General features: G+C 59.4%; 14 protein-coding genes. 7 read left to right on the top strand and 7 right to left on the bottom strand.

Going from position 1 to position 15,092, the window contains the following annotated elements; genetic code table 11:
- Positions 1 to 11: 11 nt before the first annotated feature.
- The gene (gene kup / locus J0F90_RS10190; RefSeq protein WP_016928067.1) at positions 12 to 1,880 is read right to left on the bottom strand and encodes a low affinity potassium transporter Kup; all 1,869 of its coding nucleotides are present in this window, start codon (positions 1,878 to 1,880) and stop codon (positions 12 to 14) included.
- 331 nt (positions 1,881 to 2,211) lie between these two features.
- Between kup and hflD the strand changes: the two genes are divergently transcribed.
- Positions 2,212 to 2,838 (top strand): high frequency lysogenization protein HflD, encoded by a 627-nt coding sequence (gene hflD, locus J0F90_RS10185; RefSeq protein WP_016928068.1) that lies wholly within the window; start codon positions 2,212 to 2,214, stop codon positions 2,836 to 2,838.
- Positions 2,839 to 2,860: 22 nt separating this feature from the next.
- A complete protein-coding gene (purB, locus tag J0F90_RS10180; protein WP_033640602.1) occupies positions 2,861 to 4,231 on the top strand; it encodes an adenylosuccinate lyase in 1,371 nt (456 codons plus the stop codon).
- A gap of 51 nt (positions 4,232 to 4,282) precedes the next feature.
- On the opposite strand, the gene J0F90_RS10175 is transcribed toward purB, so the two are convergent.
- The 3 genes from J0F90_RS10175 to pdxR form a co-directional block, all read right to left on the bottom strand.
- Positions 4,283 to 4,987, bottom strand: coding sequence for a GNAT family N-acetyltransferase (locus J0F90_RS10175; RefSeq protein WP_033640603.1), 705 nt, complete (start codon positions 4,985 to 4,987; stop codon positions 4,283 to 4,285).
- 15 nt (positions 4,988 to 5,002) lie between these two features.
- Entirely contained in the window at positions 5,003 to 5,455 is a 453-nt protein-coding gene (locus J0F90_RS10170) for a GNAT family N-acetyltransferase (protein ID WP_033640604.1), read from the bottom strand.
- 116 nt (positions 5,456 to 5,571) lie between these two features.
- Positions 5,572 to 7,086: a MocR-like pyridoxine biosynthesis transcription factor PdxR gene (gene pdxR, locus J0F90_RS10165; protein WP_016928072.1), complete on the bottom strand. Its 1,515-nt coding sequence runs from the start codon at positions 7,084 to 7,086 to the stop codon at positions 5,572 to 5,574.
- A 138-nt stretch (positions 7,087 to 7,224) separates the two neighbouring features.
- Between pdxR and J0F90_RS10160 the strand changes: the two genes are divergently transcribed.
- Positions 7,225 to 7,989, top strand: coding sequence for a GntR family transcriptional regulator (locus J0F90_RS10160; protein WP_033640605.1), 765 nt, complete (start codon positions 7,225 to 7,227; stop codon positions 7,987 to 7,989).
- Positions 7,990 to 7,993: 4 nt separating this feature from the next.
- On the opposite strand, the gene J0F90_RS10155 is transcribed toward J0F90_RS10160, so the two are convergent.
- Positions 7,994 to 9,013: an ADP-ribosylglycohydrolase family protein gene (locus tag J0F90_RS10155; protein WP_033640606.1), complete on the bottom strand. Its 1,020-nt coding sequence runs from the start codon at positions 9,011 to 9,013 to the stop codon at positions 7,994 to 7,996.
- Positions 9,014 to 9,391: 378 nt separating this feature from the next.
- Between J0F90_RS10155 and phoP the strand changes: the two genes are divergently transcribed.
- The 4 genes from phoP (at position 9,392) to J0F90_RS10135 (ending at position 13,789) form a co-directional block, all read left to right on the top strand.
- Complete coding sequence (gene phoP / locus J0F90_RS10150; protein ID WP_004941169.1) at positions 9,392 to 10,063, top strand: two-component system response regulator PhoP; 672 nt, start codon at positions 9,392 to 9,394, stop codon at positions 10,061 to 10,063.
- 5 nt (positions 10,064 to 10,068) lie between these two features.
- On the top strand, positions 10,069 to 11,526 hold the full coding sequence (gene phoQ, locus J0F90_RS10145) for a two-component system sensor histidine kinase PhoQ (protein WP_028128045.1): 1,458 nt from the start codon (positions 10,069 to 10,071) through the stop codon (positions 11,524 to 11,526).
- A gap of 84 nt (positions 11,527 to 11,610) precedes the next feature.
- The gene (locus J0F90_RS10140; protein ID WP_033640607.1) at positions 11,611 to 12,732 is read left to right on the top strand and encodes a ribosomal protein uL16 3-hydroxylase; all 1,122 of its coding nucleotides are present in this window, start codon (positions 11,611 to 11,613) and stop codon (positions 12,730 to 12,732) included.
- Between the two features lie 271 nt (positions 12,733 to 13,003).
- On the top strand, positions 13,004 to 13,789 hold the full coding sequence (locus tag J0F90_RS10135) for an ATP-grasp domain-containing protein (RefSeq protein WP_042707019.1): 786 nt from the start codon (positions 13,004 to 13,006) through the stop codon (positions 13,787 to 13,789).
- Positions 13,790 to 14,201: 412 nt separating this feature from the next.
- Here the strand turns inward: J0F90_RS10135 and J0F90_RS10130 are convergent, their stop codons facing one another.
- Positions 14,202 to 14,483 (bottom strand): colicin immunity domain-containing protein, encoded by a 282-nt coding sequence (locus tag J0F90_RS10130; protein ID WP_033640608.1) that lies wholly within the window; start codon positions 14,481 to 14,483, stop codon positions 14,202 to 14,204.
- Complete coding sequence (locus tag J0F90_RS10125; RefSeq protein WP_229601630.1) at positions 14,464 to 14,907, bottom strand: colicin D domain-containing protein; 444 nt, start codon at positions 14,905 to 14,907, stop codon at positions 14,464 to 14,466. Before J0F90_RS10125 ends, J0F90_RS10130 begins: the two co-directional genes overlap by 20 nt.
- Positions 14,908 to 15,092 lie beyond the last annotated feature (185 nt).

Below are 15,092 nucleotides of genomic sequence, written 5' to 3'. Positions count from 1 at the left end.
CGTTTTTTTATTCAAAATTCCACCTGCGCGCCCAGCTCGATCACCCGATTCGGCGGGATTTCGAACAGATCCGGCGCCCGCAGCGCGTTGCGCTGCAATAGCTGAAACACCTTGCCGCGCACGCGCAGATACCAGGGTCGCTTGCCCAGCACCAGCGTATCGCGCGACATGAAGAACGAGGTCTCGTTCATGGTGAAGCTCATCCCCTCCAGCCCGCAGCGATAAAGGATATCCGTCACGTTGGGCGTCTCGCGCCAGCCGTAGCTCGCCACCACCCGCCAAAAGCTCGCCGACAGCTGTTCGATCGCCACCCGCTGCACATTGTGCACGTACGGCATGTCGGTGGTGACGATGGTCAGCAGCACCACGCGCTCGTGCAGCACCTTGTTGTGCTTCAGGTTATGCAACAGCACCAGCGGCACCGCATGCGGCGTGCGCTCCATAAACACCGCGGTGCCCGGCACCCGCTTCGGCGGCGCCTTCTCCAGCGATTCGATCAGCGCGCTCAGCCCTTCCTGGTTGTCGCGCAACCGGCGGATCAGGCGCGAACGCTCGGTCTTCCAGGTCAGCATGATCAGCAGAATCGTCAGCCCAAGCGCCACCGGCAGCCAGCCGCCGGTCGCCAGCTTGATCAGGTTGGCGCCGAACAGCGGCACGTCGATGCACAGCATGACCAGCAGCATCAACCCGCCCAGCGCGCGCGGCCAGCCCCAGTTTTTCACCGCCACGATGCTCAGCAAAATCGACGACAGCAGCATGGTGCCGGTCACCACGATGCCGTAAGCCGACGCCAGGTTGCTGGAGTGTTTGAAACTGATAATCACGATCAGCACCGCCGCGAACAGCAGCCAGTTCACCACCGGAATGTAGATCTGCCCGGACTCCTGATCGGAGGTATAGATGATGCGCATCGGCGGCAGGTAGCCCAGCCGCACCGCCTGCCGCGTCAGCGAGAACACGCCGGAGATCACCGCCTGCGAGGCGATCACCGTCGCCAGCGTGGCGATCACCAGCAGCGGGATCAGCGCCCAGGTCGGCGCCAGCAGGAAGAACGGGTTGTTGATCGCCGCCGGATTGGCCAGCAGCAGCGCCCCCTGGCCGAAGTAGTTCAACACCAGCGCCGGCGCCACCAGCGTAAACCACGCCAGACGGATCGGCTTTTTACCGAAGTGGCCCATATCGGCGTACAACGCTTCGGCGCCGGTGACCGACAGCACCACCATGCCCAGCGCAAAGAATGACACCGCCTTGTATTCGAGGAAGAAATTCACCGCCCAGTAAGGGTTCAGCGCCCGCAGCACGCCGGGGTGATGCAGAATGCCGCCGATGCCCAGCAGCGCCAGCGTCAGGAACCAGATAACCATCGCCGGGGCAAACAGTTTGCCGACGCTGCCGGTGCCGCGTTTTTGGATCGCGAACAACGCGGTCAGCACCAGCAGCGACAGCGGCACGATAAAGCTGTCCAGCTCGGGGGCGATAATCTGCAGCCCCTCGATGGCCGAGAGCACCGAAATGGCCGGGGTGATCACCCCGTCGCCGTAAAAGAAGCTGCCGCCCACCAGCCCGATCAGCACCGCCGCCGGCACCCAGCGCGCATCCAGCTTGCGGATCGCCAGCGACATCAGCGTCAGAATGCCTCCCTCGCCGTCGTTGTCGGCGCGCATCACAAAACAAATGTATTTAATGGACACCACCAGCGTCAGCAGCCAGAAAATCAGCGACAAAAAGCCGTAAATCGAGGCCGGCGTCAGGGTGATGCCCTCCTCCGCCGTCAGGCATTCGCGCAGGGTATACAGCGGGCTGGTGCCGATATCGCCGTACACCACGCCGATGGCCGCCAGCGTCACCGCCGGCAGCGGCTGCTTGTTTTTTACGTGCATATAAAGGTCTTTATTTAAGGGTTCACGTTGGCAGTATAGATGCAGCCGCCGCACTTTATTTGCCGCCGCAACAATAAGTTCGCGCCGCCGCGCCGGCGATTTTCGCCGCCTTATTGCGCAGTTCTGCGCCGCACGGCGCCTCCGCCTCGTCACAGACGTATTAGACGCTGGGTTTACCCTCGATTTTGTGGCATGATCCGCGGCATTCGTTGTCATCGTTGTTACAGCCACGCCCGAGCGTTACCGTTCGCGGCCGCCGCCGTTGCCCCTGCGATACACACAACCTTATGCAGTAAGCCATGTACCGTTCACCGCGTTTACAGGAGTCATCGTGGCGAAGAATTATTATGACATCACGCTGGCCATGGCGGGCATCAGCCAGTCGGCGCGTTTGGTTCAGCAGTTGGCCCATGAAGGGCAATGCGACCGCGAAGCGTTTCAGACCTCGCTGAAAAGCCTGCTGCAAATGGATCCGCCCTCCACGCTGGCGGTGTTCGGCGGCGAAGAACGCAATTTGATGGTCGGCCTCGAAACCCTGATGGGCGTGCTGAATGCCAACAACAAAGGGCCGGGCGCGGAACTGACCCGCTACACCATCAGCCTGATGGTGCTGGAGCGCAAGCTCAACGCCAACAAACAGGCGATGAACACGCTCGGCGAACGCCTCGGCCAGCTTGAGCGCCAGTTGGCGCACTTCGATCTTGAGTCAGACACCATCATCAGCGCGCTGGCCGGCATTTACGTCGACGTGGTCAGCCCGCTCGGGCCGCGCATTCAGGTGACCGGCTCGCCGGCGATCTTGCAGAATCCGCAGGTGCAGGCCAAGGTGCGCGCCACGCTGCTGGCCGGCATTCGCGCCGCCGTGCTGTGGCAACAGGTCGGCGGCAGCCGCCTGCAGTTAATGTTTTCCCGTAATCGTCTGTTCAAGCAGGCGCAAAATATCGTTGCTCATTGTTAATCGATCCCAGGAGTTGCTACCGATGGAATTATCCTCACTGACCGCCGTTTCCCCCGTTGATGGACGCTACGGTGATAAAGTCAGCGCACTGCGCCCCATTTTCAGCGAATACGGTCTGCTGAAATTCCGCGTACAGGTTGAAGTACGTTGGCTGCAAAAACTGGCCGCCTGCGCAGAAATCAAGGAAGTTCCCGCTTTTGACGCCGACGCAAACGCTTTCCTCGACAAAATCGTCGCGGAATTCAATGAAGAAGACGCGCAGCGCATCAAAACCATCGAACGCACCACCAACCACGACGTGAAAGCGGTCGAGTATTTCCTGAAGGAAAAAGTGGCGGCGGTGCCTGCGCTGCACGCGGTGTCCGAGTTCATCCACTTCGCCTGCACCTCCGAAGACATCAACAACCTGTCGCATGCGCTGATGCTGCAAAGCGCCCGTCAGGACGTGGTGTTGCCTTACTGGCGCAAGATCATCGACGCGCTGAAAGGGCTGGCACAGGAATACCGCGATATCCCGCTGCTGTCGCGCACCCACGGCCAGCCGGCAACCCCGTCGACCGTCGGCAAAGAGTTCGCCAACGTGGCTTACCGCATGGAGCGCCAGTACCGCCAGCTGGAGCGCGTGGAGATCATGGGTAAAATCAACGGCGCGGTCGGCAACTACAATGCCCACATCGTCGCTTACCCGGAAGTGGACTGGCATCGGTTCAGCGAAGCGTTCGTGACCTCGCTCGGCATCACCTGGAACCCGTACACCACGCAGATCGAACCACATGACTACATCGCCGAACTGTTCGACTGCGTAGCGCGTTTCAACACCATTCTGATCGACTTCGACCGCGATATCTGGGGCTACATCGCCCTGAACCACTTCAAGCAGAAGACCATCGCCGGCGAAATCGGCTCTTCCACCATGCCGCACAAGGTCAACCCGATCGACTTCGAAAACTCCGAAGGCAACCTGGGCCTGGCCAACGCCGTGCTGGGCCACCTGGCGGGCAAACTGCCGGTCTCCCGTTGGCAGCGCGACCTGACCGATTCCACCGTGCTGCGTAACCTGGGCGTGGGCCTGGGCTATGCGCTGATCGCCTACCAGGCCACCCTGAAAGGCATCAGCAAGCTGGAAGTGAATCAGGCACACCTGCTGGACGAACTGGATCACAACTGGGAAGTGCTGGCCGAGCCGATCCAGACCGTGATGCGCCGCTACGGCATCGAGAAGCCTTACGAGAAGTTGAAAGAGCTGACCCGCGGCAAGCGCGTGGACGCTGCCGGCATGCAGGCGTTCATCGATGGCCTGGCGCTGCCGGAAGAAGAGAAAACCCGTCTGAAGGCGATGACCCCGGCCAACTACATCGGCCGCGCCACTACCCTGGTCGACGAGCTGAAGTAAACGCGTTAGACCCACAACGACAAGGCGGCCCGCGGGCCGCCTTGTTGCTTATTATTCGCCGCGCAACACCTGCAGCCGGGCAATCTGCCGCCCCTGCGTATCGAAGTTGTCCGCACTCAGCCAACGCTCAAACGCCTGCCGCACCACCGGCCAACGGTCAGCGGTAATGGCGAACCAGTCGGTATCGCGGCTGCGCCCTTTAACGATCACCGCAAAGCGGAAGTTGCCCTCGTAACGGAAGCCAAAGCGCAGCGCGGCCTGGCGCGATGGCGCGTTATGGCTGTCGCACTTCCACTCACAGCGACGATAGCCCAGCGTGTCGAAGGCGTAACGCAGCAGCAGCGCGATGGCCTCGGTGGCGCTGGAGCGCTGTTTCATCAACGGTGACCAGCTGACGTGGCCGATCTCCAGCACGCCGTTGGCCTCGTCGATGCGCATCAGCGCCACCGTCCCCACCGGCGCGTCGCTGACGGCATCGAACACTGTCAGATTGACCAGCGTCGGGTTGGCCTGCAGCGTCTCCAGATGCAGCAGCATCGCCGCCGGCGTGTCGGGCCGTTCGATAGACAGATAGGTCCAGTCGCGGCCGTCCGGCGCCAGCTGGAAAGCGTCGTACAGCGCGGCGTAATCCCGCTGCGGCTCGAGCGGCGCCAGCGAGCAGAAACGCCCGCCGAGCGTTGCGCCGCCCGGGCGACGAGCCGGTTGCCAATCCGGCATCGGTTCGCCAATCGGCTGACCATAACGATTCATTGCCATACGCGCCTCCTGCGGTTAACGGGTATAAACGATAAACGAGCTTCTTCTGCCGATTTTGTCGTACAGCGAACGCGCCGGCGCGTTGTACTCTTGAGTCATCCAATAGACCCGATCGCTGCCGCGCGCCTCCGCCAGTCGATACGCCTGTTCGAACAGTTTTTCCGACACTTTATGGCCGCGCGCCTGCGGCGACACATAGAGATCTTCGATATAACAATAGCCCATCGCGCTCCAGGTGGACGGATGGAATACCAGGTTCATCAGCCCCAGCAGCCGGCTGTCGGCATCCTCCGCCACCAGCCCGTACACCTGTTCATCCAGCCCCAACCGTTCGAAGGTGCGATCGGTCACCTGCGGCGCCACGTCGGCGCGGTAAAAGTCGAGATAGCCCTGCCACAACGCCAGCCATTGCGCTCTGTCGTCGCCATTGATTCTGCGGATGGTCACTTCACGATTTGATGGGTTCATAGCGCCTCACGGGGTTAAGATATTATTTCCATTAGGGAAATAACCGAATAGCGGCAGGATACACCGCGCAGCGGCGGCGTAATACGGACCAATTCAAAACGCCGAGCAGACCAATTTTAACCGCCGCTTTCCCGCGGCAGCGCGTTGAACACCTGCGCCAGCGTGGCGATAAAGCGCACGATCTCGTCCGGCGTATAGGCCGAAAAACCGAGCACCAGCGCCCCGCGCTGCGGCGCGCCGGTGTAGAAATCCGCCAGGCCGTACAACCGTATTCCTCGTTCGGCCGCCGCCGCCACCAGCCGCCGCTCCGTCGCCGCATCCGCCAACGGGCAAACCAGCTGCAGCCCACCCTGCGGCAAGGCCGGGTGCGTCCAGGGCGCGAGATGGCGTTGCACCGCGTCGTACAGCACATCCAGCCGCGCCTTGTACAGCGTGCGCATATTGCGCAGATGCTCGGCGTAGCCGCCCTCATGCAGGCAGTGGAACAGCGTCATCTGCGCCAGCGCCGACGTGTAGCCGTCCTGAAACTGCCTGGCGGCGACCAATGGCCGCACCAGCTGCGGCGGCGCAATCATGAAGCCGATGCGCAGCCCCGGAAACAGCGTCTTGCTGAAGGTGCCGATGTACAGCGTGCGCCCGCCGCTGTCCAGCCCCTGCAGCGCCGCCTTGGTTTGTCGATCGTAGTTGAACTCGGCGTCATAATCGTCTTCGATGATCCAGGCCCGCCGACGCTGGGCCCACTGCAACAGCGCCAGACGCCGCTCGAGGCTCAGCGAATACCCCAGCGGGTAGTGATGGGACGGCGTGATGTAAACGCCCCGCCCGCCGCCCGTGGCGTGCATCAGTTGCCCGACGTCCATCCCCTGCTCATCGATGCCGATCGGTCGCGCCTGCAGCCCCGCCGACTGCACCAGCTTTTTCGCCCCCTGGTAGCCCGGCTCTTCGACGAATACCGCATCGCCGGGATCGAACAGCACCTGGGTGCACAGCGCCAGCGCCTGCTGAGAGCTGGTGACCACGATCACCTGCTCCGCCGACGCCTTGACGCCCCGCTCCCGCTGCAAATAGTGCGCGATCGCCGCACGCAGTTCCGGCAAGCCCTGCGGATCGGCATACCCCAACAGCCGCTCGCCGTGCCGCCGCAGCGCCTGCTTTTCCCACTGCAGCCATGAATCGATGGGAAACGCCCGCAGATCCGCCAGCGAGGGCGTCAGCGAAGCCTGGCGGCTGGTGTGCGGCGTATGGCTGACCGCCAGCAACGCCCGGCCGCGATCGCTTAACTCGCGTTCCGCCAGCCGCGCCTCCTGGCCTGCCTGCGTCGCCAGCAGTTCACGGCCGAGCAGCGTATCGCAGCGATAACGCACAAAGCTGCCGCGCCCCACCGTTCGGCTGATAAACCCCTCCGCCTCCAGCCGTGCGTAGGTCTGTTCCACCGTGTCACGCGCCACCGTCAACCGGGCCGCCAACGCGCGGCTCGGCGGCAGCTTCGCCCGCCACGGCAGTTCCCCGGCGGTGATGAGCCGCAACAGGGCCTGATGCAGCGCCGAACGTCGGGTCAGCCCCTGCTGACGCTGCTGGGTGAAGGCTGCCAGGATTGCCGCGTCGTCCGCGTGTCTTGGGGTGTCACTCATGGGCAGTCTGTTTCTCCGAGCCTGGGGCGATAGCACACTACTCTACCTCATTTCTCCCAGCGGCGGCGGCAGTTGCGCTGCCCGGCGAAATCCCATTAAATAAGCCATCGCATTGCGGCTACAGGACTTCCGTCAGCTATGAGCAAGGAGATCAACCAGCGTCTGCTGGAAAAACTGCTGCAGGATCTGGCCAGCGCGGGCGCGATGCCGTTATATCTGCGCTTTAACGCCTCGGTGCGCCAGGCTATCGAGCAAGGATTGCTGAACGCGGGGGATTTCCTGCCCAGCGAGCGCCTGTTTACCGAACGGCTCGGCATCTCACGCATCACGGTGCGCAAAGCGCTGGCCTGCCTTGAGCAAGACGGCATCATCGGCCGTTCACGCGGCTACGGCACCTTCATCCAGCCGCAACGGCCCGCGCCGAAGCTGCGCTATTCATTAGCGGACATCAAAGGGTTCTCGCGCGAGGCGACGCAACAGGGGCGTCAGCCGGATACGCAATGGATCAGCCGCGAGCGGGTGCCGGCCAGCGCCGAACTGGCGGAAAAGCTCCGGCTGGCGGTTGGAGCGCCGATCTACCAACTCAAGCGCATTCACTTTATCGATCGGCGGCCGATGTCGGTGGCGGTGTCCTACGTGGTGGCGGCGGCGATTGCCAACGTCGACGAGATTGGCATCTCGCTGTACGACTACTTCCGGCGCAATAATGTGGAGATGGGCTCGCTGCGCAGCCAGGTCAGCGCGGCGATGGCCGACGACGACATCCGCCAGGCGCTGCAGCTATCCGAACCGATGCCGCTGCTGATCGTGCGCCAGACGTTGTTCGACCACCGCAAGAAGCCGATCGAATACAGCGAAAGCTTCTGCCGCAGCGACATGTACGAGTTTACCAGCGAAAGCTGATCCGTCACGCCTCGCCCTGCCGGCGGAGGCGAAAACGCGCGAACGCCTGGGCATACGCCTCAACGTCCAGCGAATTCACCCGCTGCAACTCCGCCAGCAGGGCAGGATCCATCGCGTCGGCGCCGTGCAGCGCGCCGCAGACAGCGGTGGCCATCGCGCCGATGGTGTCGGTATCGCCGCCCAGATTGGCGCACAGCACCGCGCAACGGGTAGGATCGGTTTGCGCCAGCTGCACCATCGCCAGCGCCGCCGGCACCGACTCGATGGTGCTCACCCCGGCGCCAATCAGTTGATATATCCGCTCAGAGGCCTGCTCGGGATCGGCGGCCTCATCCACCACCTGAAACGCCAACTCGATGCGCGCCGCCAGCGAGGGGCTGAACGTCGTCACCTGACGGCGCTGGGCATACTCCGCCACGCCCGGCAGCGCCAGGCGAATCGAGGCCCAGTCCGCGCCCTCCACCGCACGCGAAACCGCCCAAGCGATCGCGACGGCACCGGCGACGGCGATGTCGGATTTGTGCGTCGGGCTGGAGGCCAGCCACACCTGCTGACAGAAATCCTCCAGCGGCGCAGACGGCAGCACGCAGCCCAAAGGCGAAATGCGCATTGCTGCGCCATTGGTGATGCCGTTGTTTTCCAACTCGGCGATCGGCGTGCCCGCTTTCTGCTCGCTCAACGCCAGTTTGGAACTGGGGCCGAGAATGTTCTTGTTGAAGGCGTCAAAACTGTCCACCCAGCGGATCACATTGCGGGCGATCAGCGCCGGCACTACCTCACCTTCCGCTTCCCGCAGCGCATCGGCCAGCGCCAGTGCCATCGCGGTATCGTCGGTATATTGCCCGGCCTTGAAGTAACAGGCGGCCGAGTTCTCCTCCGGCCCATCGAGAAAACCGTCTATCCAGCCGAAATGGCGTTTAACCCGCTCGCGCGGCCACAGCTCGGAAGGCATGCCGAGCGCGTCGCCCAGCATCTGTCCGTAAAGTGCGCCCGCTATGCGTTCTGCCTGGGTTAACTGCTTCATCCGTCGCTCCTGAGAAAATGTGCCGTTGCCTCAATAATACCTTATTAGTACCTTTAAAGCTTATCAAGCGCCCGGCTCACACTTCCCTTTCGCGGGCAATGCCCGGCGCGTTTAAGTTGCGTTTAATGTTGCCCCGCCGCTGTTTATCCGACGTTTATCAGAGCTTGTCGATAATATCGGCGAACAAATTGATAACGCTTATTTTAATACATTGCTTCGGCTCTCTTGCGGGCCGGGCGGGTTATACCTACCATAGCCTCAGCACTTTTTGTCAAAATGGTTCAGGTGGCCGCGTTATTCCCTGACACGCCGCAGAGCGTGTTCCCTTTTATCGCGTGGGTGACAGGATGTTCACCCGCATAGTCACAGGAGTTCGCCATGCGAGTACTGGTTGTTGAAGATAATGGTTTGCTGCGTCACCACCTTTCCGTTCAGATGCGCGAGATGGGCCATCAGGTCGACGCGGCCGAAGACGCCAAGGAAGCCGATTATTTCCTGCAGGAACACGCGCCGGATATCGCCATCGTCGATCTCGGCCTGCCGGGTGAAGACGGCCTGAGCCTGATCCGCCGCTGGCGCGCCCATCAGACCAAGCTGCCGATCCTGGTGCTGACCGCCCGCGAAAGCTGGCAGGACAAAGTAGCGGTGCTGGAAGCCGGCGCCGACGACTATGTCACCAAGCCGTTCCACCTGGAAGAGGTGATCGCCCGCATGCAGGCGCTGATGCGCCGCAACAGTGGCCTGGCTTCGCAGGTGATCGTGCTGCCGCCGTTCCAGATCGATCTGTCGCGCCGCGAACTGAGCGTCAACGATCAACAGATCAAGCTGACCGCCTTTGAATACACCATCATCGAAACCCTGATCCGCAACGCCGGCAAGGTGGTGAGCAAAGATTCGTTGATGCTGCAGCTCTACCCGGACGCCGAACTGCGTGAAAGCCACACCATCGACGTGCTGATGGGCCGCTTGCGCAAGAAAGTGCAGGCGGAATACCCGCATGAAGTGATCACCACGGTACGTGGCCAGGGCTATCGTTTTGACGCGAAGTGAACATGATGTTCAACAAGAATAAAAAACCGTTTTCGCTGCGTGCCCGCTTCCTGATGGCGACCGCCGGGGTGATCCTGGCGCTGTCGCTCTCTTACGGTTTGGTGGCGGTCGTCGGCTATATCGTCAGCTTCGACAAAACCGCCTTCCGTCTGCTGCGCGGCGAGAGCAACCTGTTCTTCAGCCTGGCGCAGTGGAAAGACAACAAACTCACCATCGCCATTCCCCCCGATCTCGATCTCAACTTCCCGACGCTGGTCTTTATCTACGACGATAAAGGCAACCTGCTGTGGAGCCAGCGCAAGGTGCCGGAGCTCGAGAAGCTGATCAACAAGGAATGGCTGGAGGAGTCCGGCTTCTACGAAATCGACACCGACACCCGCGTCAGTAGCGAAGTGCTGGGGGACAACCCCAAAGCGCAGGATCAGCTGAAGAATTACGACGATACCGATCAGAACGCGCTGACCCACTCGGTGGCGGTCAACACCTATGCCGCCACGCCTCGCCTGCCGGCGCTGACCATCGTGGTGGTTGACAGCATTCCGCAGGAGCTGCAGCGATCCGACGTGGTGTGGGAGTGGTTCAGCTACGTGCTGTTGGCCAACCTGCTGCTGGTGGTGCCGCTGCTGTGGCTGGCGGCCTACTGGAGCCTGCGGCCGATCAAGGCGCTGGTCAATCAGGTGGGCGAACTGGAGAACGGCGAGCGCGATCAGCTGGATGAGAACCCGCCCAGCGAACTGCGCGGGCTGGTGCGCAATCTGAACATTCTGGTGCGTAACGAGCGCCAGCGCTACACCAAATATCGCACCACCCTGTCGGATCTGACCCACAGCCTGAAAACGCCGCTGGCGGTGCTGCAAAGCACCCTGCGCTCGCTGCGCAGCGGCAAGCAGACCACCATCGAAGAAGCCGAGCCGATCATGCTGGATCAGATCGGGCGCATCTCGCAGCAGATCGGTTACTACCTGCACCGGGCCAGCATCAACTCCGGCCAGACGGTGTTGACGCGCGAGATCCACTCGGTGCCGGCGCTGCTCGACAGCCTGGTGGTGGCGCTGAACAAGGTTTACCAGCGCAAAGGGGTGGTGATCACGCTGGACATCTCGCCGGAAGTGACCTTTATGGGCGAGAAGAACGACTTTATGGAAGTGATGGGCAACGTGTTGGAAAACGCCTGCAAATACTGCCTGGAGTTCGTTGAGATCACCTCGCTGCACTCAGAGAAAAATCTCATCCTCGTCATCGACGACGACGGCCCGGGCATCCCGGAAAGCAAGCGCCAGCTGATCTTCCAGCGCGGCCAGCGGGTGGACACCCTGCGCCCCGGCCAGGGCCTTGGCCTGTCGGTGGCGGCGGAGATCATCGAGCAATACGACGGCGAAATCGTCATCAGCGACAGCCCGCTCGGCGGCGCGCGCATGCAGGTCACTTTCGCCCGCCAGCACGATACCCACCACAACGAATAAATTATGCCGCTGCGGCCCCGATCCACGGGGCCAAACTTCCGTTATAATCGCACTCAGGCTCACTCCCCTATCCTGGAATAGAACATGGATTATCAATTAGATCTGGACTGGAACGATTTTTTGCAACGTTATTGGCAAAAGCGTCCGGTGATTCTGAAGCGCGGCTTCAAAAACTTTATCGATCCGATCTCCCCGGATGAGCTGGCCGGGTTGGCGATGGAAAACGAAGTGGACAGCCGCCTGGTCAGCCACCAGGACGGCCGTTGGCAGGTCGCGCACGGCCCCTTCGAGAGCTTCGATCACCTGAGCGAAAACAACTGGTCGCTGCTGGTGCAGGCGGTGGATCACTGGCATGAGCCTTCGGCGGCGCTGATGCGCCCGTTCCGCCAACTGCCGGACTGGCGGATGGATGACCTGATGATCTCCTTCTCGGTGCCGGGCGGCGGCGTCGGCCCGCACCTCGATCAGTACGACGTGTTCATCATTCAGGGCACCGGCCGCCGCCGCTGGCGAGTCGGGGAAAAAACGCCGCTGAAACAGCACTGCCCGCACCCGGATCTGCTGCAGGTCGAACCGTTCGACGCCATCATCGACGAAGAGATGGAGCCGGGCGACATTCTCTACATTCCGCCGGGCTTCCCGCATGAAGGCTACGCGCTGGAAAACGCGCTCAACTACTCGGTGGGCTTCCGCGCGCCGAACGGCCGCGAGCTGGTGAGCGGCTTCGCCGACTACGTGCTGGCGCGCGAACTCGGCAGCAAGCGCTACGGCGATCCGGACGTTAAACTGCGCGAACACCCGGCGGAGATCTTGCCGCAGGAAGTGGACGCCTTACGGCAGATGATGCTGGATCTGGTGCAACAGCCGGAGCACTTCCAGCACTGGTTCGGCGAGTTTATCTCCCAATCGCGCCACGAGCTGGATCTGGCGCCGCCGGAGCCGCCGTATCAGGCCGGGGAAATCTACGAACTGCTGCAACAGGGTGAAGCGCTGCAGCGCTTGGGTGGGTTGCGCGTGCTGCGCGTCGGCGATCGCTGCTTCGTCAACGGCGAGCTGATCGACACCGACCAGCTGCAGGCCGCAGACGCCCTGTGCCAAAACTTCAGCGTCGACGCCGCCCTGCTCGGCGACGCGGTGGACGAACCGTCATTCCTGGCGCTGCTGACCGCGCTGGTCAACAGCGGCTATTGGTACTTTAACGACTGAGTTCTCGGGGCTGTGGCCTCTGTTGAACATGTCTACCGGCCCGCTTATGCGGGCCTTTTCTTTAGGGTAGAAAAAGCTGGCCCGCCCTCAACAATACGTTTCTATCGAGACCTCAATTTATCCACCACACGAATGCCCCTATCATTATTATTTTGAAAGTAATGCATACCACATGAAATCAAACAAACCATTGCTTCTCAGTCCCACTGACGTTATTTTTAAGGCCATTCACTGAATTACTTACAATACTAATTAATACAAGGTGTTATCCATGCAAATTATTTATCCTGATGATTATTCAAACCAAGGCAGACCGGATGAAAATTTTGCCGAAGAATTTACCTGCGCCAAAGATAGAGGAATACGCTGTTTTCTACTTTCCTCAGAAGCCGCAGCATTAGGAAAAACCCGTTTTTCGGGCCGCTTTGAACCAGGCGTACCGGTAATCTGGCGTGGTTGGATGTTGAATGCAGAGGAATATCGCCAGTTGCACCGTGCGGTAACGGCTAATGGAGGGGAAATGCTTGAGTCCCCGGATGAGTATTTGCGTAATCACCATATAACCGGCTGGTATGAGCCATGTAAGTCATATACCGCAGAGACCGTGCTCACCACGGCTGATACAGATTTCGACACCCTGGTCACCCAACTTTGTTGGCCCGCCTACTTTGTTAAGGATTATGTGAAATCGCTGACCACATCCCGAGGCTCGGTAGCTCACAATGCCGCTGAAATCAGAGAGGTTCTTAAACTGATTATGCATTACAGAGGGGAGCTTGAAGGCGGCGTTAGCTTAAGACGCTTTGAAAACTTGTTTGACGACAGTGAGCGCCGATACTTTTCGCTTAACGGCCAGGTTTTTTCCGCCGATGGTGAAATACCTGACATCGTTCATCAGATCGCATCGCGTATTAAAACGCCTTTTTATTCGATCGATATCGCCAAAAATGCCAATGGCGAATTGCGCCTAATCGAAATAGGCGATGGCCAGGTATCAGATACCAAAGAGTGGAGCGTTGCAGACCTGGTTACTGCATTTTGTATAGCAGGCGGTTAACCACCCCATTAAATTCGAGTGGTTATAAGTAAGGCCAAGTGTATCCCAAAAAACCTCCATCGTGTGAATAACCAGGTGATGCTGGCCGTCTGCATCGCTCTTATCGATATGTGATGTCACTACCTCCCCAGTATGCACTGGGGGTATTAGTGCAAAAAAAATGCGCTATGTTAAAAGGGCATTCTTTCCGGCCTGACAGCATCTATCGCAGCAGATTTCCAGATAAGCTAACGCCTCGACACATCTAAATCAACAATATTAGAATATCTGACTACAATACTGATGCTCACCATAAGCAAACATGAGTAGGTAAAAACACCCAATAAATTTTCTTTACTGGGCGCGAAGAACCCCCTCTTTCTCATCGTCGTGATGGCAGAGTGTGCGTATTCATTTATAAAACATATAGAACTTACTCTTTTTTGAGAAAATTATACTTCTCGAGCGTTTTTTTTACCTCTATCTTGAGCTCATTCTCATCCAAATCGCTACCATCCCGATTTGGGGAAGATGTATAGCAATCCGCCAAGCTGAAAAGCTCTGCTGCACAATACCCAACATCATTACTATCATTTCTTAATGTCCCGTCATCGCGTTCTTTCCTCCACACATTAAGATACTGTGACTCATACTCATCTGCGGTTAATTTAGAGTCGAGTAATGCCTGCGCGATTTCAATCAACTTCATACTCATAACAGTACTCCTTTTCCATATAGTTTTTATACTGTGGCGTCCCAGGGCTTAATTTCATTCCCGTCGAGAAATATCCATCACGTCTAATTACAACAACATTATTGGTCCTTGATTTAAAAAAGACTTTGGAGTCTTTTTCTCTTATGTAAGTCCCTCTCTCTACCGTATCTTTATCATTCAAATGGGCCTCGAGCGCATCGCGATATTGAGTCAGAGTCTCTCTGTTTTTTCTAGTGTCCGCAACACCAAAGTCACTCGCGTGCTTGTACTTTTTATCCAGTTGCTGACGAGTAAAACGCCCCGAGTCCAGCGGATCACTGACCATCACATAGACAGCTTCAACTCCGGTTTCCAGCGCATCCGGCTGCCACAGGATAAAGTCTTGCAGATCCTGCACCACATCCGCCGGGAAGGTGGTGACCACGATGCTGTCCGCCTGCCTGATGCCGGACCTTGAAGGGTAACCGAGTAACCGTTATTAAATTAGCTCTTCACTTCCTTGTCATTGTGATGAAAAAATGCCCAAGAGACTCTCGTCTATTGGGCGTAAGGGGGACTTTTGTTAACTACTCTGTCACTATGTAGGCGGTTCTTTTTACCGTCCCCAAT

It is taken from the genome of Serratia marcescens subsp. marcescens ATCC 13880 (genome assembly GCF_017299535.1).
Lineage (GTDB): Bacteria > Pseudomonadota > Gammaproteobacteria > Enterobacterales > Enterobacteriaceae > Serratia > Serratia marcescens.
This window is presented reverse-complemented; position numbering and strand designations above follow the sequence as displayed.